Genomic DNA, 26,549 nt, shown 5'->3' with positions numbered 1-26,549 from the left:
TGTATAGATCGAGGGAGTGATCCCATCCTAAATGTTCTTTCGTAGTGTGATTTGCGAATACACACAATGAGGAACACATTATGAATGGGATCACTAAACTTGGTCTCGCTATGTCGGCAGCGATTTTCGTTTCTGCTTGCGATAGCGATAATAACTCCACTGGCGACAATAATACCGTGACGCCACCCGTTACACCAGCATCTACTTTCGTGCGCGTGCATCATTCCGTAGCGGATGCGCCTGACGTAAATGTACTGGTAGATGGTTCGGCAACCCTCGAAGCTGTACCTTTTGGCGCCTCTTCAGGCGTACTCGAGCTTGATGAAGGCAGTTACAGCATTCAGGTAGACGGCATTTTACCCGACGAAAGCGTTGCGACGGTCATTGGGCCTGCTGATTTAGATTTCGCCGCAGATACACGCTATGAAATCTTCGCGGTGGGCACTGTTGCTGACGAAACGATTGCCCCGTTAATTATTGAAAATCCTGTCAGTGACATTGCGGCAGGGAACTTCCGACTGCAAGTTGTTCATGCTGCACCGAGCGCTCCTGCGGTTGATGTTTACTTGACTGAAGTAGACGCAGACCTATCTACAGAACAACCTGCGGCCACATTAGAATTCACCGACTACACGGCGCAACTTGATGTACCTGCTGGTGCGTATCAAGTACGCGTTACTGCGGCTGGTGATCCGAGTGCGGTGGTATTTGACAGTGGCACTGCCGAGTTTGCCGAAGGTGAAGACCTCGTCGTTGCCGCAGTGACCAATACTGGAACTGGCCCATCACCAATTATGTTGCAAGTGGCGGACGGTGAAGGCGCGCAACTCATTGCTTCAGCAGACGCTGGCGGTGAACTACGTATTGTCCATGCCAGCGCCGACGCGCCGGCGGTAGATATCACCGTCAATAACGCTGCAACGCCAGCAGTCGCAGACTTAGCCTTTTTAGAATTCACCGACTTTATTAACTTGCCGGGCGATGACTATTTGGTTGATGTTGCAGCAGCCGGCGGTGACCCTGTGGTTATCGACGATGCAGCCTTAACATTGGCCGAAAGCCAACGCGTTAGTGTTTATGCTGTAGGCGCTTTAGGTGACAGCTCGCTGACTCTTGCTGTGGTAGAAGACGACGCGCGTCGCATTGCCACCGAAGCCCAAGTGCAATTGGTGCATGCATCGCCAAGTGCGGGTCCAGTAGATATTTATGTAACAGCAACCAGCGACATTAGTGAAGCAACACCAGCCTTTGCCGATGTGACTTTTGACGCGGCTGCATTAGTATCAACCGGTTATGTTTCATTGGTGCCGGGCACCTACTTTGTGACCGTTACTGCGGCAGGTACTCAAACCGCTGCGATTGGCCCAATTGAACTAACCTTAGAAGGCGCTGGCGTTTACACTGCTGTTGCGGTGGACGCTACTGGCGGTGGCTTGCCGCCACAACTTATTCTGATGGATGATCTTGCACCAGCGATGTAAGCCCGCGCTGACGTAAGTAAACCCACTGGCTGCAACCACGGGCCAGTAGAAATAAGCTTAACGCCAACCACAAGCCGTGGTTGGCGTTTTCATTTGGAAGCCACCACTGGGAAAGCAGCCAAACCGGCACAAACACGCCAATGGCACTTACCGCCATGGTATTGCGCATGGCATGTGTGAGGCCCAAACCAATAAATACGCCGTCGTAATAGTAACTCCAGTGCCCTAGCAGGGGTAAGACGATTAGCCAGGGCAAGTAACGTTGCGCAACTGAAATGACGTCGGGTAAATCGGTCAGCATGCGAATTATCCAATCGCCGAGCACAAAAAATATCAGGCTATAAACCAGCGCGAACAGCATCGACCAGAACAGCGTGAGATGCATCCAGTAACGAATTTTAGCGGTGTCTTTACGTCCGCGCGCGGCCCCAAGCAGTGCCTCCACGGCATAGGCAATGCCGTCTAAGCCCAGTGAAATGAGCAGTAGAAACTGCATCAGTACCGCATTGGCAGCTACCACCACGGTGCCGAAGCGCGCGGCATAACCGGTCATTGTGGCCATGCACAGCTGTAATAATAGTGAGCGAATAAACACGTCGCGGTTCATTGCCGCAAAGCGTTTAAGATAGCTTGGTGTAATGCGCCATAAGTGCGGTGCGGGTAACACATCACGAATTAACCAAAGCCCAAGCAACGCGGTGGATACTTCGGCCAGCACCGATGCCCATGCAGCACCGGCAACATTCATTCCTAAGCCTAAAATTAAAACAACGTCAGCAATAACATTCACGGCATTGGTAAATATCACCAAGGCCATTGCCGCGCGACTTTGCTGGCGGCCGAGCAAGGTACCCAGTACCAGTAAGTTTATCAATGCAGCGGGTGCCGCCCAAAGCCTGATACCAATATATTGTGACGCGTAGCGCTGCAGGTCAGGACTGGGGTTGATGACCCACCACGAAAAATCAATAATCCACGGGGTAACCAGCAGCAGTAACAGCCCGATGCCTACCGCCAGTACCATGCCATGCACCACCACTTGCTGCGCGGCGGCATGATTTTTAGCGCCAAACGCGTGCGCAATCTCGGCTGTGGTTGTCATGCGCAAGAAAATGGCGAGTAGATAAATAAAACTGACAATCATGGCGCCAAGCGCAACAGCACTGAGATAAATCGATTGGGGCAAGTGCCCAATAATTGCCGTATCCACTAAACCCAATAAAGGTGCGGCAATATTTGATATGATCATGGGCAAAGCAATCGCAAAAATAGTGCGATGATCAGCGCGCTTACCAAAATTGAACGGGAGTTTGTTTATGCGTTTCATGCTTATTGTTCTTGGGTTAATGAGCTGTGTGTCTTGGGCTGCACCGGGCAGTGTTGCTGTGTTGCAATACCACCACATTGGGGATGATACACCGCGGGTGACTTCAGTGACAGCCGAAGAGCTCGAGGCGCACTTTGCGTGGTTAAAAGAGAACGATTTTACGGTATTGTCCATTGCTGAAATACAACGCCGATTTGCCGCTGGCGAATCGTTGCCGGAATACACCGCGGCAATAACGTTCGATGATGGCTGGCGCAATGTTTACCGCGAAGGGTTGGCGATTTTCAAAGAATACAATTATCCCTTCACCATTTTTGTGAACCCAAAACTCATGCGAGAAGCCTCGAGCCAATATATGGGGTGGGAACAATTGCGTGAGCTGCAGAAACATGGTGCGCAGATCGCGAACCATACCAATAGTCATTGGCACATGACGTGGCGCTATGAAGATGAAACCGAACAGCAGTGGCGTGAGCGGGTGGTCGCCGATGTGCTTGATGCGCAACGCGAGATTGACGAAAACCTCGGCGAGCAGCCTCGTCATCTTGCCTATCCGTACGGTGAATACGATGTGGCATTGCAGACCTTGTTGCAAAAGCATGATTTTATAGCATTTGGCCAGCACTCCGGGCCGTGGACTTCGCACAGCCCGGCCACCGCAATTCCGCGGTTTCCAGCGTCAGCCCAGTATGCGAATTTAGAAACGTTGCGTACAAAGATGAAGAGTTTAGGCTTACCGATAACTGATTATGAGCCAGAGGAAATGTTAGTTTCCGAAGGGCAAACCACTCCGAGCTTCACGGTTAGCGTTGCTACAACCGAAGACTTTAACCCAGGCCAAATGAACTGTTTTGCAGGGGGGGAAGTGCTGCAACCTGAGTGGGACGGGAATACCTTTACGGTGCAACTTGAGCAGCCGTTGCCGATTGGCCGGTCGCGGGTAAACTGTACGGTGCCGAGTAAATCGCAATCCGGCCGTTTTTATTGGTATTCGCACCCGTTTGTCCGCGCTGATGAACGCGGACGCTGGCCGGACTAATCGTTAATCAAATTGTGACGCAATGATTGCGAAATCGGTGATCAATTGCGTCATGTTTACCGAAGGAATTTCACCCATCACGTGTTCGGCTTTGAAAATAGCTTGGCGCTGCCCATCAGGATTCACCAAAACAATGGCTGCACTGTGGTTCACGAGGTAATCAGTAGCGCCTTCGTCAGGTATTGAATACATCAAACCCAAACCATTTACGAACGGGTACAGCTGCGGATGCTCGGCACGCACGCCAACAAATTCAGGGCCAAAGAAACCTGCGTAATCAGTCACCCGTTGCACGGTGTCGCGCTGCGGGTCTACTGAAATCATCCACACGTTTACCGGATGTTCAGCTTGCTTCTGCAAATCAGGCATGGCTTTGCGAAGGTTGGCCATGGTTGTGGGGCAAATATCCGGGCAAAAGGTGTAGCCGGTAAATAGCAGCGTCCATTGCCCTTGTAAATTACTATTGGTCACGTCGTTGCCAAGCGAGCTCTCTAGCGTGAACGACTCCAAGGTACGTGGCGGGTCGTATACCAGTGCTTGCGGCTCTGGCTTTGGTAAGTTGTTGTAAATAACAACACCAAATACCAAAGCAATTAATGCGACGATGCTAATCAGTAGCTTTTGCATTGTAGAACTCCCTTCTGTGGCTATAACCCGACCAATGCGGGTGAGACTAAGTAGTGATCTGCAAGCAACAAAATAAACAGCGCGAATAACTGCCAGATTGAAAATTTGAACATGTTAAACGCAGTGCGTTTGGTTGGGGCGAACTTCAGTTTCCAAGCGTAAACCAAAAACCAAATACTCAAAATACTCGAGCCGACTAAATAGATAACGCCGGACATGCCAACAATATATGGTAATAAACAAATAACCCCGAGTAACACTGTATACAGCAAAATACAGGTTTTAGTGAACTCGATACCATGAGTTACCGGCAACATTGGAATCTCGGCCTTCGCATAATCTTTGGCGCGGTGAACGGCAAGCGCCCAGAAATGAGGTGGTGTCCAGGTGAACACAATCATGACCAATAAAATTGCAAATGGGTGGATTTCGTTGGTTACAGCGGTCCAACCAAGCAGCGGTGGTGCAGCACCAGCCAAACCGCCAATAACGATGTTTTGTGGGGTGGCGCGTTTTAAGTACATGGTGTAAACCATGGCGTAACCGATCAAGCTGGCGAACGTCAGCCAAGCGGTGAGCATATTGACCCAAAGCGCCAGAACCGCGAACCCTAACGCACCGATAACAGCAGCAAAGGTGAGTACGCGCTTAGGCGACAAGGCCCCCGACGGTAAGGGGCGACGCAGCGTGCGAGCCATGCGGGCGTCAATATGGCGATCAACCAGATGATTAACAGCTGCCGCTGAGCCTGACATTAAACCAATACCAATAAGGCCTGGAACCATGATTTGCCAAGGTACCCAAGTAGGCGTGGCGAGGCACATTCCAACCAATGCTGTCAGTAACAACAATAGCACCACATTGGGTTTGGTCAGGGTTAAGTAGTCACGCCAGCTGGCATGTTTTTTATAGGTTTCAGCAAGCGCCTTGTCGGCGCCTGACATTTGAGCTTGTTCTGACATTCGAATTTACCTCGCCGTTGTCATTATGTACTTCACGCGGTGATACGTCATTACGCGTTGCGGGCGATCTTGTAATTTAACCCAACTAAACTAAGTAACAAAAGCGCACCCACAGCATTGTGCGCTACTGCAACGCCAAGCGGCAGCATGAAAATTACATTGCTGAAGCCTAACGCCAGTTGAATAACTAAAAATAATGTAACCCAGTTCAAACTGCTGCGAATTACGCTGGTTTGCGTGCGTCTAAATCCAAACCAGAGTAACAAACCCACCACAATGGCGGTGAAATATGCGCCAAATCGATGCGCGACATGCATGGTCATGCGTTCAGCGTAGTCGTGAGCGCCATATTGATAGGTGTTTGCTTCCGGTACCGAGAATGCGCCAGCTATGTCGAGGCGTTCGCTCCAATTGCCCTCGCAAAATGGTAAGTCGGTACATGCCATTGCCGCATAATTGGCAGCAACCCAGCCACCCAAGGCAATTTGTCCAATCACGACCAGTAAAGCAAACAACGCAAAGCCCGACAGCGTTCTCATCTTGGCATCGCCAAGCGGCATGTGTACGCGCTTGAGCCGAAGTGATAACAAGTACAACAACGATATCGTGGTAAAACCGCCGAGCAAATGCCCCATAACGATTAAGGGTTGCAGATTCATGGTTACGGTCCACATACCTAGTGCTGCCTGGAAGGTCACCAAACACAGCAGCGCAACAGGCAATAATACCGGTTGTTCAGGGTGTTTACGCTTGCGAATAAAGGCCCATACAGTAAGGGCTAAAATGAATAGGCCCAGTGTGCCCGCCGCATAGCGGTGAATCATTTCGTTCCAGGCTTTTTGGGATTCCAATGGGGCATCAGGAAATAACGCGGCCACCTTGTTGGAATCTTTTGGAACGGTCAACTCGCCGTAGCAACCAGGCCAATCCGGGCAGCCTAAACCAGCGTCAGTTAGGCGCGTATATGCACCCAAAACAATCACCACAAAAGCTAAAACAACAGTTAACTTAACGAATGTGCGCATGCGACTAACCTATCTTAGAAAGCTTTAACAAAGTGCGCAGGTCAGAAAGTAGATTCTTCGCTTCTGCGCGCATCGCTTCTTCATTTTCATACGTTGGATAATAAAGAACGACGTTACCGAGTGGATCAATAATGAATAAGTGATGTGCTGGAATATCGGCAACGGCTTGAGCCAGCGCCAGGTCCTGCACATGCTTAACCAATGGCACTTGATTCAAGTCGAGTTGGGTCCCGTTGGCACTAATTAGGATAGGGCTGACGCGGTCGGTTTCTTTACCCAAGGCAATATCAAGTTGATTGATTGCATACAAGCCTTGCACACATGCCTGATCGCAATTGCCGTCGTCACGCAACGCGACGCGCCAACCTTCAGGTAAGCTGTCGCTAAGTTGGCGCAGCTCAACCGGTGGCACCATCATGGTGCCCTTGTTGGTCGCTGCACCTTGGTACCAATTTTGGTCCAGCACTAATTTAGCACCGATGACAGGAATTAAAAACGCGAGCACAACACCAACAAGGGTAACGCGCGATTTTTTGATAGTGGTCATGGTCATTCCTCTGTTTTTATTTTTTTGGAACGGCTGGCAAACCAGAAAACTAACAAGCATGCGATGGCGAGAGAAAACCATTGGAATGCGTAAGCACGGTGCTTGGTTGGTTTCATAACTTGCGGTTGCCATTGGCGCGGCCAACCCAGTTCAGCAGATTCTGAGAGTAGCACCACATAGGGTTGAATGGGAAGTTGTGTTGCTGTGCGAATTGCGTCGGCATCAAGTTGCTGCACGCGCACCGGCCATTGGTCGTTTTCCACCAAGGTATCGCCCATGCCCCAAATTTTGGTGATGTTGGGCTCATAAAAGTAACCGTTTATGGTTACTTTTCCCGTGGGCAATTGAAGTTCTGGTAGTTGTTGCCGCGTTTCGCCCCAGGGTACCCAGCCCATATTGATCATCACAATATGTTGAGTGGCGTCGGATAGATTCGCTTCAAGCAAGCCGATTACATGATAGCCGGGTTGGCCATCCATGATTTGATTGTCGAGCAATAGGTAACTTTCAAGCAGTTCGCCTTGCACTGAAACTTCGGCAAAGCGAGGTATCTCGGTTGCAGGTGCGCGATGCGTGTTTAACGAAAGTGTTGGGGTAGAGCGGTTAGCGTAATCTGCAAATAGTTGTTCTTTTTCGTTGGCACGATCAAGTTGCCAAAATCCAAGCTTGACCAAAATTGCAATTGCCAGCACAGTGAGCAGCGTAGCAAGGAGTTTGCCTTTACGCATGTCGAGCTCCGTACGAAACTTTTCGATAGGAATCTGTGATGGTTATTACTGCAAAAATCATATTGGTACTACTCATGTTATTTATGGTCGTAAACTTGTTTCGAGCATTATTTGCCATGCTCCGCGACGACCCGACCAAACCTTCCATGACCAAATTCTTGGGGCAGCGGGTGTTGTTTTCCGCTATAGCCATTGTGGTGATCGTACTACTACTGGCATCTGGGGTGTTGACACCAAATCCACGACCGTATTGATGTTCTCGTAATCAGGAACGTCAATACGGCCGCGACAGCGTTATAGAATATAAACAAAGATAAACAAGCACACCCAAACCACATCAACAAAGTGCCAATACCAGCTGGTTGCTTGGAAGGCAAAATGCTTTTCTGGGGTGAAGTGACCTTTGATAACACGCAGGAACATGATGATTAACATCAAGGTACCGAGTGTTACGTGCATACCGTGAAACCCGGTAAGCAGATAGAACGTATTTCCGTAAATACCGGAGTCGAGCGTTAGTCCCAGTTCTTCATAAGCGTGAATGTATTCTGCAACCTGAAGGTATAAGAAGATACAGCCTAGAATAATGGTAATAGCCAGCCAAATAGTCAGCTGCTTACGGTTGTTCTTTTCTAGCCCTACATGCGCAAAGTGACACGTGACGCTCGATACAATCAGAATAATGGTGTTGTATAGCGGTAAACCCATCCATCCCATTGCACCAGACTCTGTGCCACCTGGGGTTTGCGTGAGTGGCCAATGGGCTTCAAAAGCTGGCCATAACACCTCGTTGGTCATCGCGTTGTTGCCGGCGCCACCGAGCCATTCAACCGCAATCACACGGGCGTAGAACAATGCGCCAAAGAACGCCGCAAAGAACATGATTTCTGAAAAGATGAACCAGCTCATACCCTGACGGTACGAATGCCCCAACTGATTGCTATACATGCCGGCCATCGATTCGTTAATCTGGTCGCGGAACCAACCAAACAACATAACCAGAAGCACGGCAATGCCGCCTAGGAGTACATTGACACCCCAGCCGTCAGTGGCTTCATTCTTCATGTCGATAACTGTGTGGCCTGCACCAAAAGCGATTAAGCCTAAGGCGATAGCGCCAATTATCGGCCACGGACTTGAAGCAGGTACGTAATATTTTTCGTGTTGTTGTGCCATAAAACTAATCCTCAGTCTGCTGATGTTGCTTCAAAGGTTGCGAGAACATCAGGTTGAGCATTGGCTGTCATATCGTACATCGTGTATGACAAAGTCAACGTATGTATATGTTTAGGAATATCCGGATCTAGGTAGAACTGCATTGGCATTTTTGTTTTAGCACCAGCCGCCAACGGCTGCTGGTTAAAGCAAAAACATTCGGTTTTATTCAAATACAAACCGGCTTCACCTGGCGCGACTGAAGGCACAGTTTGCGCCACCATGTTTTGACCAGTTGGATTGTTTGCCAAAAAGTTAACTACTTTTGTTTCACCGGGGTGCACACGCACGGATGTAACTTCCGGCTTGAACCCCCACGGCATTCCTGTATTGACCCGGGTAATAAACTGTACATTGATGGTGCGCGAAGTATCGACTTGGCGTGTGTTAACAGCCGCTTGTTCGTTTTTTGTGCGGCCGTTAAACCCGGTAATGTCGCAAAACACTTCGTACAATGGCACCAATGCGAACCCGAAACCAAACATGCCTACAACAACAAACAGTAGGCGACGAATGACCCGCGCGTTATCTGGGCGCGGGTTAGGAGTCGGATTATTATCAGTCATTTTTATTTCACCTCAGGCGGTGTTTCGAAGGTGTGGTACGGTGCCGGTGACGGTACTGTCCACTCTAAACCTTCTGCACCTTCCCATGGTTTCGCAGATGCTTTTTCGCCACCGCGTACACACTTAATCACAACCGCTAAGAAGATAAGCTGTGATAAGCCGAACGCGAAGCCACCGATACTAACAATTTGGTTAATGTCAGCGAACTGTAGCGAGTAGTCCGGAATACGGCGTGGCATACCGGCTAAGCCTGCAAAGTGCATTGGGAAGAACAACACGTTGACCGAGATCAGCGAGGTCCAGAAGTGCCATTTCGCTAAGGTTTCGTTGTACATGTGGCCAGTCCATTTCGGTAGCCAGTAGTACGCAGCTGCCATAATCGAGAAAATGGCACCCGTAACAAGCACATAATGGAAGTGCGCGACCACGAAGTAGGTGTCGTGATACTGGAAGTCAACTGGGGTAATCGCAAGCATTAATCCAGAGAAACCGCCGATTGTGAACAAAATCACGAACGCCAAGGCAAACAACATGGGTGTTTCAAAACTAATTGAACCGCGCCACATAGTGGCTACCCAGTTAAATACTTTCACCCCGGTGGGCACCGAAATCAGCATGGTGGCGTACATAAAGAATATTTCTGCCGCCACAGGCATACCGGTGGTAAACATGTGGTGCGCCCAAACGATAAAGCTCAAACCAGCAATGGCCGCCGTGGCGTAAACCATCGACGAATAACCAAACAGTCGTTTACGGGAAAACGCTGGAATAATCGCTGAGATGATACCGAAGGACGGTAAAATCATGATGTACACTTCGGGGTGCCCGAAGAACCAGAAAATATGCTGGAACAATACGGGGTCACCACCACCGGCCGCGTCAAAGAAGCTGGTGCCGAAGTATTTATCCGTGAGCACCATGGTTACGGCGCCGGCCAATACAGGCATTACAGCGATTAACAGGAAGGCTGTGATAAACCATGTCCACACAAACAGCGGCATCTTCATGTAAGTCATGCCAGGTGCACGCATGTTCATAATAGTCACGATCACGTTAATTGCGCCCATAATCGACGAAATACCCATGATGTGAACCGAGAACACGAACAGTGCCGTGGAATCACTGCTGTAGGTGGTTGAAAGTGGTGCATAGAAGGTCCAGCCAAACGCTGGGCCGCCACCTTCCATGAACAATGAAGCCAGCAGGATTGCAAACGCAAATGGCAGAATCCAGAAGCTCCAGTTATTCATCCGCGGCAGCGCCATATCTGGCGCACCAATCATCATAGGTACCATCCAGTTCGCCAAGCCGGTGAAGGCTGGCATAACTGCACCGAATACCATAATGAGGCCATGAACGGTGGTCATTTGGTTGAAGAAATGCGGCTCAACCAATTGCAAACCAGGTTGGAATAGTTCGGCACGAATAACCATTGCCATTGAACCGCCAACCAAGAACATAATAAAACTAAACCAAAGGTACATCGAACCGATGTCCTTGTGGTTTGTCGTGAAGAACCAACGGGTAATACCCGATGGCGCGTGGTGGTGATGATCGTTATGATCCATCTCGCCAGCAACTGTGCTCATATCGGGTCTCCCTTACTGATTCAAAAATTCGTTTACATCAGCGGCCTGAATCAGGTCGCCAGTGTCATTGCCCCAAGCGTTTCGCTCATAGGTAATAACAGCCGCCAGTTCACGCAGACTTAGCTGATTGCTAAATGCTTGCATGGCTGTACCTGCTTTACCATTGACAACGATATTGATGTGGCCCGCTTGGTCATTTAAGACCATTTCGGTGCCTTTCAAGCTTGGGAATACGCCAGGAATACCTTCACCGCTAGGTTGGTGACATGCAGCACAGCTACCAAGATATACGCGCTCGCCTAGCTCCATGAGCTCGTCTTTGCTCATCGACATAGACAGCAAGCGTTGCTCTTCTTCAGCAGCTTGTTTGGCAATGGCTTCTTGTTCGCTTATCCATGCTTGATATTCAGCAGGTTCTTTCGCGATAACAACGACCGGCATAAAGCCGTGGTCTTTACCGCAAAGCTCAGCACATTGGCCGCGATAAATTCCTGGCTCATCAACTTTGGTCCAAGCTTCGTTAATAAAGCCTGGGTTCGCGTCTTTCTTCACGGCGAAATCAGGAACCCACCACGAGTGGATAACATCATCTGACGTGACCAAGAACCGAACTTTAGTATCTGTTGGAATAACCAATGGGCGGTCAACTTCAAGCAGGTAGTTTTCACCTTTGTCGAGACGGTTGTTAATTTGGTCTTGGCGTGTGGCCAGTAGACTAAAGAACTCAACGTCGTGCTCGAAGTACTTGTAGTGCCATTTCCATTGTGACCCGGTAACCAGAACAGTGACTTCAGCTTCGGACGCGTCCTCCATGGCAAATAGCGTCTTAGTTGCTGGAATCGCCATACCAACCAGAATCAGGAACGGGATAACGGTCCAAAGTATTTCAACCTTCACGTTTTCATGAAACGTCGCAGGCTTATGACCCTTGGACTTGCGGTGGACAATCATGGAAACAAACATGACACCGAAAACGATAATACCTATCACACAGCAGATATAAAAAATCGTCATGTGAAGGTCGTAAACGCGTTGACTGATCTCGGTAACACCTTGAGTCAGGTTCAACTGCGATTGCGCACTAGCAGCAAAAGGAATACTTGCTATTAGCGCAGTGATGAGTCTAATGCTCACGCGAAATCTCCTCTCATTCTTCCGACGCGGGTTGGCCGCGAATACACCGAAGTGCGAGCCTGAAGAACAACGAGGTGAGTAGAAAAAGGAACAGCTTTTCAAATGAAAATCTTTTTCCCACTAACCCTTTGTTGTTATGTATCAAATATTATTTTTGTTTATTGTGTTAGCAGTTAATGCGCATTCAAAATACCATTTTCTGGTGAAAAAGAAACCGCCTATTCGAAGAATTTTTACATCTAAGTATAAAAAAAGGGCTGCAACTGCAGCCCTAACTGACAACCTTCACAAGCAGGTTTAGTGGAGTGGGGTGAGTGAAGGTAAATCATTAAACACGAAACTGTGCGTTTGGCTAACCTTGCTAGCCATTTTTAAACGTTGTTGCATACGCGGTGATAATTCACCGAGCCAACTTAATACAAGGCTACTGGTTCCGGCTAACAGAGCTTGCTCAGTTGCCCATTCACGTTCATCTTGACTGCGACCATGAACCCAACGAATGCGTGAGCGGCTAATACCCGCGCTGACCAGCTGCTCAATAAGATCACGACGCGCGCCAATGACGGTAATCCACTGATTTGTACGTAATGACAGAGCATGCAACCGCGGCAATATATCGTCTAAATTATTCGTGGTTGTTTCCAGCGCTGGAACGGCTGACCATACGTCAAAACCAAGGTCGTTAAATTGTTTTGTGAATTCGTTTCTCATAACCATGCTCCATTTCGAATGACGCCAACAGCCAAACCTTCGATGGTGAAGTACTGGTGGGTAAGGTCGACTTGAATGGGGGAAAACTCTTCGTTTTCCGGATGCAATAAAATGATGTTTCCGCGTCGCTCAAAACGTTTGACTGTGACGTCATCTTCAACGCGTGCCACAATGATTTGGCCATTACGTGCTTCTTGTGTTTTATGTACAGCGAGCAGGTCGCCGTCAAGAATCCCGATGTCTTTCATGCTCATGCCGTTTACGCGAAGTAAAAAATCGGCATGTGGCTTGAATAAATTCTGATCAACTTGGTAGTGACTTTCGATATGTTCCTGCGCCAAAATAGGCTCACCAGCGGCAACGCGCCCGATTAATGGGAGGCCTTCTGGCAGCTCTTCGACGTCTACACCGATTAAGCGGAGACCGCGCGACATGCCAGGCATCATTTCAATCACACCCTTTTTAGCGAGCGCCTTGAGATGCTCTTCGGCAGAATTTGCCGACTTAAATCCTAAGCGCTGGGCAATTTCAGCACGGGTAGGCGGCATGCCGGTCGCATCGATATTGTCTTTAATAAGGGTCAAAATTTCTTGCTGTCTCGGTGTTAATGGACGCATCTGAATACCTGTTTATCTATACAGTGATACTGTGAGTATATACAGGCGTTTTGGTTTCGCAACTTTTTTGTTCAAAAATTTTTCAGTCAGACAATTTTTATCATTAGTGGTATGCTTTATACGTCTGTAATTAGTGGGGATATTCGATGAGTCTAAGAGGCTTTTGGCGCGCGATTATGTACTGGCCTGTACGTTGGTTAACGCGTTTCGAAATTATTTTGGATGACACTGCCCAGCAAGTGGTCGGTGACAACAATGTTGTGTATGTGATGCGTTCTACCTCAACCACCGATATGTTGGTGGCGCAGCGGGCGCTGAAACAAGCTGGATTGCCAGACCCCGCGGATGAACTCTTTATTAATGGTCAGCAGCTGGCGCGCGTCATGTTTCTTGATCAAACTGACCATGGCTCAGCCCAACAGGCTATCGCAGACTTTGAGAAGCTGATTGCAGCGCATCAAAAAGACAGCCAGTTAAACATTAAGGTTGTGCCCATTGGCTTATTTTGGGGGCGTAAGCCCGGACAAGAGCCTCGCCAAGGGCATACCATGGTGTCTGATATTGATAACCCAGGCCATTGGCGAAAATTTTGGCTGGTTATGTTTTCAGGTCGGCATATTTTGTTGCGCGCCAGTTTACCGGTGCAATTGCGCGAAATGGCCGAGCAGCGTGGCTCCACGCAAGACCTGGCGCACAAGCTAGCGCGCGTTGCGCGGGTACACTTCGTACGGCTAAGGCATGCAATTGCTGGCCCTAAAATGACCGAGCGTGCAGTGGTTATTCAAGATCTGCTCGACACGCCAGCGTTACAACAAGCCATTGCCGACGAAGCGCGTAGCAAGAAAATAACCGAGCAGCAGGCACGCAAAGTCGCGGAAAAGTATCTGCACGAGATTGCGGCGAGTTACAGCGATACCCTGGTTCGTTTGCTCGACCGCTTTATGTCATGGTGCTGGAGTCGTATTTATAACGGTATTCATGTTGAAGGCGGTGAGCGTATCCGCGAATTGGCTGAAGCAGGCCATGAGATTGTTTACGTACCTTGCCACCGTTCGCACATGGACTACTTACTATTAAGCTATGTAATCTATAAAGAAGGCCTCGTTCCACCGCATATTGCAGCCGGTGTGAATCTGGACTTTTTCCCGGCCGGCCCCCTATTCCGACGCGGTGGCGCATTCTTCATTCGTCGCAGCTTTCGCGGCAACAAACTGTACTCCACGGTGTTTCGCGAATACCTTAACCGGCTATTCCAAAAAGGTTACCCGGTTGAATACTTTACTGAAGGTGGGCGTAGCCGAACGGGTCGTTTGTTGGCACCCAAAACCGGTATGATTGCGATGACCGTTCAGGGAATGTTGCGCGGTCAGCAACGCCCAATGTCGTTGGTACCGGTTTACCTTGGCTACGAACATGTCATGGAAGTGGGTACTTACTTAAAAGAACTCAAAGGCAAATCAAAAGAAAAAGAATCGGTGTGGAAGGTGATAGGAAGCTTGCGTCACTTACGCAACTTTGGCCAAGGCTATGTGAGCTTTGGCGAGCCGATTAACCTAGGCGAAGCACTTGAAAAACTGCAGCCGAATTGGCGTGAAGCGATCACCACCGGAGCAGAAGAGCCGGAGCGGCCAAAATGGTTAACGCCAACCGTTAATTTATTGGCTGATGAAATTATGTGTCGGATCAATAACTCAGCGGCACTAAACAGTGTAAACCTCACGGCATTAGCTATTTTGAGTTCGGAGCAGCACGCGTTAACGCGCGAAGAGCTGGTGAGTCAGTTAAACCTCTACACGCAGATTTTAGGCGAAGTGCCATATAGCAAAGACGCGTATGTGCCAGAGGAAGACGGCGAGGCACTGTGGCAGCTGGCTAAAAAACACGACAAATTCATTGTTGAATCAGACGGTATTGGCGAGCTGATTCGCCTTGATGGTACTAACGCTATCGCTATGACCTACTACCGTAACAATATTATGCACATGGTTATTGTGCCAGCACTTTTGGCGGCCTTTGCATTGGGGCATAAACGCTTTAGCGGGGAACAGGCGAGCCAGTTGTTAGCCCAGTTGCATCCGTTATTGCGCAGTGAATTATTTATCAGTCATTCTCAGGCGGATATGAAACTGTGGGTAAGTGCATTGCTGGAACAATATGTGCAATGCGGCTTGCTCAGTGAGCCTGAAACTGGCGAATTTATGGTTGCCAAACGCGACTCACAAGCCTACTCACAGCTTGTTTTATTAGCCCGAAGCGCGGGTGAAACGGCACAGCGTTACGCAATTGTTTTGGAGTTACTGCAACAAGCACAACCGATTTCTCGCAGTGAGCTTGAGCAGAATTCGGTACAGCTCGCGGAACGTCTCAGTGCGGTTCACGGCGTGAATGCGCCGGAATTTTTTGACAAGAAAGTACTTAGCACACTCATTGGTACGCTAAAATCGGAAGGCTACTTTACCGTGTCAGACTCAGGTGAAATGGTGGCCGACCATCGCGTTGGTGAACTTAGCGACGCGGTTGACTTGTTGCTGGAACCAGCCGTGTTGCAGACCATTAGGCAGTCGGTGCAGCAACTCGTGAGTGCGGCGAATTAAGCCAAGCTATTAAAACCAATAATGCGCAGCAACAGCAAGGGTGAGTACCCAGCCCACGTTGTTGTTGTGCAAAAAGGCTTGAAAACAGCGCTGTGGCTCGCGATACCAGATAAGGTAGTGTTGCCATAAGAACAACAACGCAATAACGCCAAGCCCGGCCCAATAGGGCCAGCTAAATAACAACAAATACCCAAGCCAACCCAATAGTGCAAGCGCAACCAACTGCAGCACCGCAATAGCGAAGGTGTCGTGCCCCGCGAATAAAATGGCGGTGGATTTCACCCCTATTTTCAAATCATCCGCGCGATCAGCCATTGCGTACTCAGTATCATATGCCACAGTCCACGCAATATTCGCGAAAAACAGTATCCAAGCTACCAGCGGTAAGCCTTGGTCGAGTGCCGTAAAGGGCATTAAAATACCGAAACTGAATGCTATTCCAAGTATGACTTGCGGCAGTTGCGTAAAGCGTTTACTAAACGGGTACAAAGTGGCAACAGCCGCCGCCGCGAAGCTTAATAAAATGGTTGCTTGGTTAAACTGCAGCACAATAATAAATGCCAGCAACAACAACACGGCAAATAGTGCTAGCGCATGCCAAGGCTTCAGTTCGCCCGTCGCCAATGGTCGTAATTTCGTGCGCGCCACATGCCCGTCAATATTGCGATCGGCATAGTCGTTAATCACACAGCCGGCTGAGCGCATCACAAAAACCCCGAGCATAAACAACACCACCGTGCGTAGCGGCGGGTTGCCGTTACCAGCAATCAACAAGGCGACCAATGTCGGCCAACCAAGTAGTAAGCTGCCGATAGGACGATCAGCACGCATCAAGCGCCAACACGCGCTAATAAATTGACCTGCTCGTATCATAGGTGTTGTTCCTTTAGGCGTGTAAGTTGTGCTGGCACGGATTCGCCGATAAACACTTCAGCAACCAGTACGCGCTGACCCGCAGCAGTAAAACAGCTGCGACGGCCCCACAGCGTTTGCGGTGGATAATTCAAACACTGATGCAACTGACTAATGCGAGACTGCGGTGTAAAGGCTGAAACTTCAATGTCGCTGCGCGTCAAATCAGGTTGGGCAAAGAGGTGTGCCCCCAGCGGTTGATTTCCCAATTGCCCCAACTTCAACGCCTGTTCGTCAAGTGCGCTTTGCGGAAATACACTACGCGCAAATACCCACGGTTGGCCATCACAACATAAGATAACTTCGCGAATGGTTGCCTCGCTAACGTTGCCTAACCAGCGCGCTTCATCCGGGCGAATAACCCCCGGGTGTTGCCCCAGAACCTCAACGCTGAATGTTTGGCAATGGCGTTTGAGCTTTGCTGTGAGTGAATCTGGGTCAAGTAACCATTGTCGAATAATCGAATTGTCGGGCAAGCTGTCAACATCGGCCAGCTGCCAATCAGCTTGCTGGCCTTGGCTCACAATAGGAAAGTCGAAGTTCGCTAACTCAGGAAAACGCATAAGCCGTTACGATTGACTGTATTTGGTTAAAGTTCGAATGCCAGCGCCAACTAACAAGCCAGCAATTAAGCCCGCGGTATGCGCGGTATTAGCAATGTTAACCCACAGTAGGCCAGTGTAGCCGAGCACCAACCAAGCCAGCATAAAAATGATTAAACCTTTGGGTAAGAACAAGGGGTGTCGTGGATTATTCCAGCCCACCACGGTGGCGATACCGAACAAACCGTACACCACGCCAGATAAGCCGCCAAAGTAGGGGCCACTTTCAATAAATTGCGACGTGTTTGACATAACCGCGCAAAACAAGAAGGCTAAAATAAGCCATTTGCTGCCATAGTAACGTTCAAACCGCCCGCCTAGATACCACCACCAAAAAACGTTAAACACGATATGTAAAACGCTAAAATGCAGCAGGGCAGGTGTGATAAATCGCCACGGCTGTGTCCATGGTAGGGCTTCGAAATTATTCGGATTAAACAGTAGAATACTCAGAATTGACTCAGCCAGTGGCGTCATTAAGCCAATAAACACGAGGACTACTGCAGCCGCATAACTGGCCGTGAACCAACCTGCTTGTTGCAGTAGCGTGCTGAAAAAACTGACGGGCGGCGCCACAGTATCGGCTTCGTGTTGTGCGTTCTCTTGTACCGTTAACTCAGCCAGTTGTGGGTTTTCTTTGAAGGTTTGAATAAGCGCTTTTGCATGGGCATGGTAGCTTGAAACTGTCAGCCACAACTCCAACTGATTACCATGTTCACTGACCGTGACTGGAACCCCGTTTTGCTGTAAGTAGCGATAAAGGTTTGCCATCATATCCGCATCGCGGGTGGTCAGTAGTTTTTGCATTTAGCCGCGCTCCACCGCATCGGGAAACGACTGCGCCCAGGCTGTCATTCCGCCATCTAAACTGCTTACCGGCTCTACCCCTTGATGGGCAAGGTACTGCGCCGCTCCCTGACTGCTGTTGCCATGGTAACAAACAACCACCACTTCAACGTTGTCGTCAAGGTCAGCCAGAAACTCTTGCACGTTCGCATCGGTTAAGCGCAGCGAGCCAGGAATATGGCCCGCTTCGAATGAACGCTGGTCACGAATGTCGACAAAACGCGCGTTGCCTTGTTGCCACACGCTGTGCGCGGTCGTTGGATTAATGCGTTTAAAATCAGCCATTCTTTGTGTCCTTACTTGTCGAGCTGTATTAGCTCCAGTCCAACACCACTTTGCCGGATTGGCCTGAAGTCATAATATCAAAGCCTTTCTGAAAATCATCTACAGGCATACTGTGCGTCAAAATTGGGGTTAAATCGAGCCCTGATTGCAACAAGCTTGCCATTTTGTACCAGGTTTCAAACATTTCCCGACCGTATATGCCTTTAATCACTAGCCCTTTAAAGATAACTTGGTTCCAGTCAATTGCGACACTTTGTGGGGGAATACCCAACATAGCGATTTTGCCACCGTGATTCATGGTCTCTAGCATTTGTGCAAAAGCTGACGGCACGCCAGACATTTCGAGGCCCACATCGAAGCCTTCTTTCATACCAAGCTCATTCATCACGTCTTTTAAGTTTTCTTTACTGACGTCAACAGCGCGTGTTGCGCCCATTTTCTTGGCTAAATCTAAGCGGTATTGGTTCACATCAGTGATCACCACATGGCGCGCGCCAACATGACGGGCCACCGCTGCGGCCATTATACCGATAGGGCCAGCACCGGTGATCAGTACGTCTTCGCCCACTAAATCAAAGGCTAACGCGGTGTGCACGGCATTACCGAACGGGTCAAAAATAGCCGCTAAATCATCACTGATGTCGTCTGGCAATTTGAATGCGTTGTCAGCAGGAATCACCAAATACTCGGCAAAAGCACCTGGGCGGTTGACGCCAACCCCAACCGTGTTACGACACAAGTGTCGACGGCCGGCGCGGCAGTTACGACAATGGCCACAGGTAATGTGGCCTTCACCTGAAACACGATCACCCTGTTCAAAGCCGCGAACGCCTTCGCCCATCGCTTCAACAACACCCACATATTCATGACCAACAACCATGGGTACAGGAATGGTTTTTTGTGACCACTCGTCCCACTTGTAGATGTGTACATCGGTGCCGCAAATCGCAGTCTTCTTAATGCGGATGAGCAAGTCGTTGTAACCGTATTCAGGTTTCTCAACGTCGGTCATCCAAATACCAGGTTCTGCATGTAATTTCGCGAGTGCTTTCATGATTCGTTACCTTCAGAGACGACGTTAAATAATTCCAAGGTCTTTACCAATGCGAGTAAACGCATCAATTGCCCGGTCGAGTTGTTCGCGTGTGTGCGCAGCTGACATTTGTGTGCGTATCCGCGCTTTGCCGCGTGGTACCACAGGGAATGAAAAGCCGACCACATAAATGCCTTCTTTGAGCATCCGCTCAGCCATTTCTGATGCCAAGCGTGCATCACCAATCATCACCGGGATAATGGCATGATCCGCGCCACTCAGGGTAAAGCCAGCCTTGGTCATTTCAGTGCGGAAATGGTTGGCGTTGTCCCACAACTTTTTGCGTAACTCGTGGCCGTTTTCCAGCATTTCTAATACGCGAATAGAAGCCTGAACGATTGCTGGCGCCACAGAATTTGAGAATAAATAAGGACGTGAACGCTGGCGTAACCAGTCAATCACCGGCTTTTTACCTGAAGTATAGCCGCCTGATGCGCCGCCTAACGCTTTACCTAATGTGCCGGTAATAATATCTACGCGGCCCAGTACGTTGCAGTATTCGTGGGTACCTTTCCCGTTTTCGCCTAAAAATCCGGTGGCATGACAATCATCCATCATGACTAACGCACCGTATTCGTCAGCTAAGTCGCATACGCCATTCAGGTTTGCGATAACGCCATCCATTGAGAAAACGCCGTCAGTGGCAATCAGGATATTGCGCGCACCGTCAAGCTTGGCTTGTTTGAGTTGCGCTTCAAGGTCAGCCATATCGTTGTTTTTGTAGCGATAACGCTTGGCTTTACTTAAGCGAATGCCGTCAATAATTGACGCATGGTTCAGCTCATCGCTGATAATCGCGTCTTCCGGACCCATTAATGTTTCAAAAAGGCCGCCGTTCGCGTCAAAACATGATGAATATAAAATAGTATCTTCGGTGCCTAAAAACGCGCTCAATTTTGCTTCAAGCGTTTTATGAATGTTTTGTGTACCACAGATAAAGCGCACCGATGCAGTGCCGAAGCCATGCTCATCAAGCCCTTGCTTCGCTGCCTTGATAAGTTCAGGACTGTTCGCCAAACCGAGGTAGTTGTTGGCACAGAAGTTAAGTACTGACTCACCGTCACCGACTTCAATTTCGGCATCTTGGTCGCCTAAAATGATCCGCTCATTTTTGTACAAACCTTCGTGTTTAAGCTCGTCTAGCTGCGTTTCAAGTTGTTGATAAAAATCTTGCTTCATGTAATTCTCCGTGCTTCGGACCCTGCGGGTAGACTTAAGCTAATGCACTTAAGCCGTTAAGATACTGCATAGTTTACCTGATCAGCGGGGGGCTGCGCATCCTCATTTCTACGGCTGGAGAAATTTCATGCATAAACGCGCTATTTATCCGGGCACTTTTGACCCGATTACCAACGGACATGCCGACTTAATTGAGCGTGCTGCCAATTTATTTAGTGAAATTGTGGTTGGTGTTGCCAATAGCCCAAGCAAAAAGCCAATGTTTACGCTGGATGAACGCGTTGAGTTGGTTCGCGAAGTAACGGCTAACCTCCCCAACGTTACCGTCGTTGGCTTTAGTGGTTTGCTGGTGGACTTTGCCAAGGAGCAAGGGGCAACGGTGCTTATACGTGGTTTGCGGGCTGTATCGGATTTTGAATACGAATTTCAACTCGCCAATATGAATCGACGTTTATACCCGGTGCTGGAGAGCGTGTTTTTAACGCCCGCCGAGGAAAATTCGTTTATCTCATCCACGCTGGTCAAAGAGGTTGCCATTCATCACGGTGACGTGCGCCAATTTACCGACACGCGAGTTGCAGCTGCGTTAGAGGCTAAGATCAAGTCGCGCGAATGAGCTGAAACTCATAGCGCGACGTCAACGAATACCCAAGCTAACAGCAGCGGGCACACCAAGCGTAAGTGCCAAAATAATAGGCGATAGCGCCACTGCGTGCCTGCCAGTTCACGCACACGATTACTGCGCTGCCAAAACCAACCCAGCACAATAAAGTAGAACAACCCGGATAGCGGCAGCTGAAATTGAGTGACGTACGTAACAACCCAATTAAACAGCGGCTCAAACCAAATAACTAATGCACAACCAATCAAACTGATACAGCCTGCAATGATGCCTGCTGCCTTGCGGCGCGATATCTGGTGCGTTTCAATGGCATAGGCAATAGGCACTTCGGCTGTGGCAATGGTTGATGTTAATGCTGCGATACTGAGCAGAGCAAAGAAACCAAACCCAAGCCAGGCGCCAGCCGCACCGAGCTGTTCGAACAAGTCAGGTAGTACTTGGAAAATCAGGCGGCCCTCGCCAATCAGTTGTTCACCTTCGGTAACTGACAGACCTTGCGCCATCGCGACATAAAGTGCGGGAATGATAAGTAGACCGGCAAGAAAAGCGACCAAGGTATCAAGCGCCGCAACACTCCACGTCAGTCGGCCTAAGCGCGTACCTTTGCTTAAATAGCTGCCATAAATCATCATGCCGCCCAAGCCGATAGAGAGCGAGAAAAATGCTTGCCCCATGGCTGAAACAATCAGATCAGCGCTCCACATGCTGCTAAAATCTGGCACCAGGTAAGCGCGAAAGCCATCGCTTGCACCCGGCAAGGTGCCAATAAAGGCAATTAGCCCAAGTAACAAAACAACCAGCAGCGGCATTAGTCGGCGCGCCCAACGTTCGATACCATTTTGTACGCCATTAATCACAATTCCGAAGGTAAAGGCGACAAATACCAACAATAGGATTATGTCGCGCAGGATTGATGGCGTATCTGTCCAGTGTGTTAGTGCTGTTAAGTTAAGCGCGGTGAGCAGTGAGGTTAAGCCTTCAGCCACCATCCAAGCGGCAACTAAGTGATAAAAGCTAAGCATCAACACCGCGCCAATAACATTGAGGTAACCAATGGTTTTTCCGCTTGCGGCAGTGATGGGCCGACTGGTTTGACTCAGCATGGTGAGGGCTTTAACTGGGTTTGCCTGTGCGGCATGGCCGATACTTAACTCGGTGTAAAGAGCGGGAACAGCCAGTACCACAATCACCACCAAATACACGAGCAAAAACGCTGCGCCGCCGTGGTTTGCAACTTGAGTTGGGAACCCCCAAATATTGCCTAGCCCAATTGCAGAACCCGCCGCAGCGAGGATAAAACCGAGTCGTGTATGAAAACTATCGCGCATAATTAAGCCATTATTTTTGCGGTAAAAGCCGCCATTCTAGCCTCTAACGGGTACGTAAGACTATTATTTTTGACGATTTCAAGTTAGAATCGCGCCCCAAGTTTACTTTTCAAATTTTATGCTCAAACCAGACCCGCAGGAGTCCGTTACATGACTGATCTGGATCTAGGCCATTACGGCATCACAGACGTCACTGAAGTTGTCCATAATCCTTCTTACGAACAATTGTTTGAAGAAGAAACACGCACTGATTTGCAAGGCTATGAAAAAGGCGTTGTGACTGACCAAGGTGCTGTTGCAGTGGATACAGGTATATTTACCGGTCGCTCGCCAAAGGACAAATACATTGTGCGTGACGACACCACAAAAGACACGCTGTGGTGGGCTGATCAGGGTAAAAATGATAACAAAGCGATTACCCCGGAAATCTGGGCTGATTTAAAAGAAACTGTTACCGACCAGTTATCAGGCAAACGTTTGTTTGTTGTGGATACATACTGCGGTGCAAACGAAGACACACGCTTGGCCGTTCGGTTCATTACCGAAGTTGCATGGCAAGCCCACTTCGTGAAAAACATGTTTATCCGTCCTTCTGCAGAAGAGCTGGAAAACTTTACACCAGATTTTGTGGTTATGAATGGTGCAAAATGCATCAACCATAAATGGCAAGAGCACGGTCTGAATTCTGAAAACTTTGTCGCTTTCAACTTAACTGAACGCATCCAGTTAATTGGTGGTACCTGGTACGGCGGCGAAATGAAGAAGGGCATGTTCTCCATCATGAACTACTACCTGCCATTGCAAGGCATTGCATCCATGCATTGTTCTGCAAACGTTGGTAAAGACGGTGATGTGGCAATTTTCTTTGGTTTGTCAGGTACGGGTAAAACCACGCTTTCAACCGATCCAAAGCGCCAACTCATTGGTGATGACGAGCACGGTTGGGATGACGACGGCGTATTCAACTTCGAAGGCGGTTGCTACGCGAAAACAATTAATTTATCCGCTGAAGCAGAGCCTGATATTTACAATGCGATTCGTCGCGATGCGTTGCTTGAAAACGTCACCGTACGTGCAGATGGCAGCGTAGATTTCGATGATGGATCAAAAACTGAAAACACCCGTGTTTCGTACCCGATTTATCATATCGACAATATTGTGAAGCCGGTTTCTAAAGCGGGTCACGCGCAAAAGGTTATCTTTTTAACAGCCGACGCTTTTGGTGTTTTACCGCCAGTTTCCAAGTTGACGAAAGAGCAAACTGAGTACTACTTCCTGTCAGGCTTCACGGCAAAACTTGCCGGCACAGAACGTGGTATCACTGAGCCAACGCCAACCTTCTCGAGCTGTTTTGGTGCGGCATTTCTGACCTTGCACCCAACCCAGTACGCTGAAGTTTTGGTCAAGCGTATGGAAGCAGCCGGCGCGGAAGCTTATTTGGTGAACACTGGCTGGAACGGTACGGGCAAGCGTATTTCTATTCAGGCAACCCGAGCCATTATTGACTCTATTCTGGACGGTAGCATTGAAGACGCTGAGTTTGTCCAGTTGCCATACTTTAATCTCGCCATGCCAACGGCACTTGCAGGCGTTCAAGAGCAACATATTTTGGACCCACGCAACACCTATGCAGACGCGGGTGATTGGGATGTGAAAGCACAAGATCTTGCTAATCGCTTCGTCGCGAACTTCGAAAAGTTCACCGATAACGAAGAAGGCAAGTCTTTGGTTGCTGCTGGCCCTCAGTTGTAACCAACGCTAAACGTTACTTAAGAACCAGCCGCGCGAGCGGCTGGGGCTTTGCATACAAGAACCCTTGCAGCAAATCACAGTTTGACTCGCGCAGCAGCTGCGCTTGTACTTCGTCTTCAACACCCTCGGCAACCACAATTAAATTCAACTTATGCGCCATCGACACGATGCCCGACAGAATCGCATTGTCGCGTTTATTGTGGGCAATTTCGCGTACAAAACTTCTGTCGATTTTAATTTTATGTACCGGTAGAAAACGCAAGTATGCAAGGCTGGAATACCCTGTTCCAAAGTCATCTAGCGACACGCGCACTCCCATACTATCGAGCGTATGAATGGTATCAATAGCGCGATCTTCGTCGGCCATTAATACGCTTTCAGTGATTTCTAACTCAAGGCATTCGGGATCTATTCCCGTGCGCGCCATAATGTCGCGCACAGTTTGCAGGAATGTTATTTGAGTAAACTGCACGGCGGAAATGTTAACTGCAACCGAGAGCGGTATTTCGCGGCCTTTGTTTATCGTCATGATGTCACGACAGGCTTGCTCAAGAACCCAATTGCCGATAGGCACAATCTGTCCTGACTCCTCCGCAAGTGGAATGAACTCAGCTGGCGAAACCATACCGCGTTCAGGGTGGTGCCAGCGCAACAAACACTCAAGCGCGCACACCGACTGCTTGTCGGAACAAAGAATCGGTTGATAGTAAAGTTCGAGCTGCTCTTGGGTTAACGCATCATGCAGTTGCTGGCGCAGTAACAATTTCTCGCTGAGTTGCGAAGATATCTGTTGGGAGAACCAATGCACCGTATTACGACCGGCTAACTTAGCCTGATACATGGCCATGTCCGCGTGCTGAATCAGCGACTCTGCCGCCGGTAACACGTTGACTTTGTGCTGTGGCTCATAGGCCGCAATACCAATACTTGCGGTAACTGTAATGGAGTATTCGCCGAGTTGAAATGGCTGTGCGAATACAGACTGAAGCCGCTGCGCAATTCGATGCCCTTCATCGGCATCGTCCACCTCAGGTACCAGCAATACAAACTCGTCGGCGTTAACCCGTGCCAAGGTGTCACCCGGGTCAAGCAGCGCAAGGATGCGTGAAGCAACTTGCTTAAGCAGGTTGTCGCCGCAGTTGATGCCGAAAGCATCGTTGATGGCTTTAAATTTATCCAGATCAATATAGTACAGCGCAAGCATTTGGCGTTGCCGCTTTGCGAGCACTAAATCATGCGTAACCCGTTCTTCAAGATGGCTCCGATTTAAACAGCCAGTCAAAGGGTCATGTGTTTGATTATAAATTAGCTGCTCTTCAATGGCGCGTTTGTCACTAACATCTAATAGTACCCCGATAAAGTGAGTCACTTTATTGGTCGCATCAAGGACAGGGGAAATATGCACTTCATTCCAGTAGCTGGTGCCGTCTTTTCGGTAATTGAGTATCGAGGTTTTTAACTCTTGATGGTGCTCAAGTGCATGGATTACCGAGTTTACTGCCGCCGGGTCAGAGTCAGGCCCCTGCAGAAAATGAAGACTCTTACCGAGAACTTCCGTTGGGTGATAGCCTGTGGTGCGATAAAAAGCGGCATTGGCATAAACTAAGGGGCGCCCGCTAACCAGTGCGTCAATAATGACAATACTGTTGATACTTGACTGAACGGCGCGTTCAAGCAAGTAACCCTGACTGTACTCAAGTGGTTGAGATTCCGTGAAACGATTTCTGTCTACATCCATGCGGCTGCCTGCAAACGACGATTACCTGAC

Annotated in this window: 26 protein-coding genes; 6 read left to right on the top strand and 20 right to left on the bottom strand. The window is 49.1% G+C overall.

Translation table 11 applies throughout. From position 1 onward, the window contains the following. Positions 1–80 precede the first annotated feature (80 nt). Positions 81–1,481, top strand: coding sequence for a DUF4397 domain-containing protein (locus EGC76_RS07000; protein WP_128352286.1), 1,401 nt, complete (start codon positions 81–83; stop codon positions 1,479–1,481). Here the strand turns inward: EGC76_RS07000 and EGC76_RS06995 are convergent. Next, a complete protein-coding gene (locus EGC76_RS06995; RefSeq protein ID WP_128352285.1) occupies positions 1,447–2,808 on the bottom strand; it encodes an MATE family efflux transporter in 1,362 nt (453 codons plus the stop codon). The two genes, EGC76_RS07000 and EGC76_RS06995, sit on opposite strands and share 35 nt — an antisense overlap. Here EGC76_RS06995 and EGC76_RS06990 point away from each other — a divergent pair. Next, on the top strand, positions 2,798–3,847 hold the full coding sequence (locus tag EGC76_RS06990) for a polysaccharide deacetylase family protein (RefSeq protein ID WP_128352284.1): 1,050 nt from the start codon (positions 2,798–2,800) through the stop codon (positions 3,845–3,847). The two genes, EGC76_RS06995 and EGC76_RS06990, sit on opposite strands and share 11 nt — an antisense overlap. 3 nt (positions 3,848–3,850) lie before the next feature. Here the strand turns inward: EGC76_RS06990 and EGC76_RS06985 are convergent, their stop codons facing one another. The 5 genes from EGC76_RS06985 to EGC76_RS06965 form a co-directional block, all read right to left on the bottom strand. Then, a complete protein-coding gene (locus EGC76_RS06985; RefSeq protein ID WP_128352283.1) occupies positions 3,851–4,474 on the bottom strand; it encodes an SCO family protein in 624 nt (207 codons plus the stop codon). A 20-nt stretch (positions 4,475–4,494) separates the two neighbouring features. Continuing rightward, on the bottom strand, positions 4,495–5,418 hold the full coding sequence (cyoE, locus tag EGC76_RS06980; protein ID WP_246013929.1) for a heme o synthase: 924 nt from the start codon (positions 5,416–5,418) through the stop codon (positions 4,495–4,497). Between the two features lie 68 nt (positions 5,419–5,486). Then, positions 5,487–6,461 (bottom strand): COX15/CtaA family protein, encoded by a 975-nt coding sequence (locus EGC76_RS06975; protein WP_128352281.1) that lies wholly within the window; start codon positions 6,459–6,461, stop codon positions 5,487–5,489. Between the two features lie 4 nt (positions 6,462–6,465). Further along, positions 6,466–7,008, bottom strand: coding sequence for a hypothetical protein (locus EGC76_RS06970; protein ID WP_128352280.1), 543 nt, complete (start codon positions 7,006–7,008; stop codon positions 6,466–6,468). 2 nt (positions 7,009–7,010) lie between these two features. Next, a complete protein-coding gene (locus EGC76_RS06965) occupies positions 7,011–7,736 on the bottom strand; it encodes an SURF1 family protein (protein WP_128352279.1) in 726 nt (241 codons plus the stop codon). 38 nt (positions 7,737–7,774) lie between these two features. On the opposite strand from EGC76_RS06965, the gene EGC76_RS06960 reads away from it, so the two are divergent. After that, entirely contained in the window at positions 7,775–7,990 is a 216-nt protein-coding gene (locus EGC76_RS06960; RefSeq protein WP_181950953.1) for a DUF2909 domain-containing protein, read from the top strand. A gap of 40 nt (positions 7,991–8,030) precedes the next feature. On the opposite strand, the gene EGC76_RS06955 is transcribed toward EGC76_RS06960, so the two are convergent. The 6 genes from EGC76_RS06955 to lexA all read right to left on the bottom strand — a co-directional run bounded on the left by EGC76_RS06955 (position 8,031) and on the right by lexA (position 13,568). Then, positions 8,031–8,912 carry a cytochrome c oxidase subunit 3 gene (locus tag EGC76_RS06955; protein WP_128352278.1) on the bottom strand — a complete coding sequence of 294 codons (882 nt, stop codon included), beginning with the start codon at positions 8,910–8,912 and terminating at the stop codon, positions 8,031–8,033. 11 nt (positions 8,913–8,923) lie between these two features. Further along, positions 8,924–9,517: a cytochrome c oxidase assembly protein gene (locus EGC76_RS06950; RefSeq protein ID WP_128352277.1), complete on the bottom strand. Its 594-nt coding sequence runs from the start codon at positions 9,515–9,517 to the stop codon at positions 8,924–8,926. A 2-nt stretch (positions 9,518–9,519) separates the two neighbouring features. Beyond that, the gene (gene ctaD, locus EGC76_RS06945; RefSeq protein WP_128352276.1) at positions 9,520–11,106 is read right to left on the bottom strand and encodes a cytochrome c oxidase subunit I; all 1,587 of its coding nucleotides are present in this window, start codon (positions 11,104–11,106) and stop codon (positions 9,520–9,522) included. 12 nt (positions 11,107–11,118) lie between these two features. Continuing rightward, positions 11,119–12,234 (bottom strand): cytochrome c oxidase subunit II, encoded by a 1,116-nt coding sequence (gene coxB, locus EGC76_RS06940; RefSeq protein WP_246013928.1) that lies wholly within the window; start codon positions 12,232–12,234, stop codon positions 11,119–11,121. A gap of 303 nt (positions 12,235–12,537) precedes the next feature. Further along, a complete protein-coding gene (locus EGC76_RS06935; protein ID WP_128352274.1) occupies positions 12,538–12,951 on the bottom strand; it encodes an SOS-response cell division inhibitor in 414 nt (137 codons plus the stop codon). Next, positions 12,948–13,568, bottom strand: coding sequence for a transcriptional repressor LexA (gene lexA / locus EGC76_RS06930; protein WP_128352273.1), 621 nt, complete (start codon positions 13,566–13,568; stop codon positions 12,948–12,950). Before lexA ends, EGC76_RS06935 begins: the two co-directional genes overlap by 4 nt. 146 nt (positions 13,569–13,714) lie before the next feature. Here lexA and plsB point away from each other — a divergent pair, with 146 nt between their 5' ends. Beyond that, positions 13,715–16,162, top strand: coding sequence for a glycerol-3-phosphate 1-O-acyltransferase PlsB (gene plsB, locus EGC76_RS06925; protein ID WP_128352272.1), 2,448 nt, complete (start codon positions 13,715–13,717; stop codon positions 16,160–16,162). A 9-nt stretch (positions 16,163–16,171) separates the two neighbouring features. Here the strand turns inward: plsB and ubiA are convergent, their stop codons facing one another. Genes ubiA through EGC76_RS06895 form a run of 6 tightly spaced genes read right to left on the bottom strand, consistent with a single transcriptional unit; the run spans position 16,172 to position 21,079 of the window. Further along, positions 16,172–17,035 (bottom strand): 4-hydroxybenzoate octaprenyltransferase, encoded by an 864-nt coding sequence (ubiA, locus tag EGC76_RS06920; RefSeq protein ID WP_128352271.1) that lies wholly within the window; start codon positions 17,033–17,035, stop codon positions 16,172–16,174. Next, entirely contained in the window at positions 17,032–17,637 is a 606-nt protein-coding gene (locus EGC76_RS06915; protein WP_128352270.1) for a chorismate--pyruvate lyase family protein, read from the bottom strand. Before EGC76_RS06915 ends, ubiA begins: the two co-directional genes overlap by 4 nt. Positions 17,638–17,643: 6 nt before the next feature. Continuing rightward, positions 17,644–18,483, bottom strand: coding sequence for a rhomboid family intramembrane serine protease (locus tag EGC76_RS06910; protein ID WP_128352269.1), 840 nt, complete (start codon positions 18,481–18,483; stop codon positions 17,644–17,646). Beyond that, positions 18,484–18,807, bottom strand: a complete 324-nt coding sequence (gene glpE / locus EGC76_RS06905; RefSeq protein ID WP_128352268.1) for a thiosulfate sulfurtransferase GlpE — start codon at positions 18,805–18,807, stop codon at positions 18,484–18,486. Between the two features lie 28 nt (positions 18,808–18,835). After that, positions 18,836–19,861, bottom strand: coding sequence for an L-threonine 3-dehydrogenase (gene tdh / locus EGC76_RS06900; RefSeq protein WP_128352267.1), 1,026 nt, complete (start codon positions 19,859–19,861; stop codon positions 18,836–18,838). A 24-nt stretch (positions 19,862–19,885) separates the two neighbouring features. Further along, positions 19,886–21,079 carry a glycine C-acetyltransferase gene (locus EGC76_RS06895; protein ID WP_128352266.1) on the bottom strand — a complete coding sequence of 398 codons (1,194 nt, stop codon included), beginning with the start codon at positions 21,077–21,079 and terminating at the stop codon, positions 19,886–19,888. Positions 21,080–21,206: 127 nt separating this feature from the next. Here EGC76_RS06895 and coaD point away from each other — a divergent pair, with 127 nt between their 5' ends. After that, a complete protein-coding gene (gene coaD, locus EGC76_RS06890) occupies positions 21,207–21,695 on the top strand; it encodes a pantetheine-phosphate adenylyltransferase (RefSeq protein WP_128352265.1) in 489 nt (162 codons plus the stop codon). An 8-nt stretch (positions 21,696–21,703) separates the two neighbouring features. On the opposite strand, the gene EGC76_RS06885 is transcribed toward coaD, so the two are convergent. Continuing rightward, positions 21,704–23,029, bottom strand: coding sequence for a sodium-dependent transporter (locus EGC76_RS06885; protein WP_128352264.1), 1,326 nt, complete (start codon positions 23,027–23,029; stop codon positions 21,704–21,706). 150 nt (positions 23,030–23,179) lie between these two features. Between EGC76_RS06885 and pckA the strand changes: the two genes are divergently transcribed. After that, entirely contained in the window at positions 23,180–24,781 is a 1,602-nt protein-coding gene (pckA, locus tag EGC76_RS06880; protein ID WP_128352263.1) for a phosphoenolpyruvate carboxykinase (ATP), read from the top strand. A gap of 13 nt (positions 24,782–24,794) precedes the next feature. On the opposite strand, the gene EGC76_RS06875 is transcribed toward pckA, so the two are convergent. Beyond that, entirely contained in the window at positions 24,795–26,519 is a 1,725-nt protein-coding gene (locus tag EGC76_RS06875) for a putative bifunctional diguanylate cyclase/phosphodiesterase (RefSeq protein WP_128352262.1), read from the bottom strand. Positions 26,520–26,549 lie beyond the last annotated feature (30 nt).

This window comes from Pseudidiomarina gelatinasegens (assembly GCF_004025325.1).
In the GTDB taxonomy this organism is placed as follows: Bacteria; Pseudomonadota; Gammaproteobacteria; order Enterobacterales; family Alteromonadaceae; genus Pseudidiomarina; species Pseudidiomarina gelatinasegens.
This window is presented reverse-complemented; position numbering and strand designations above follow the sequence as displayed.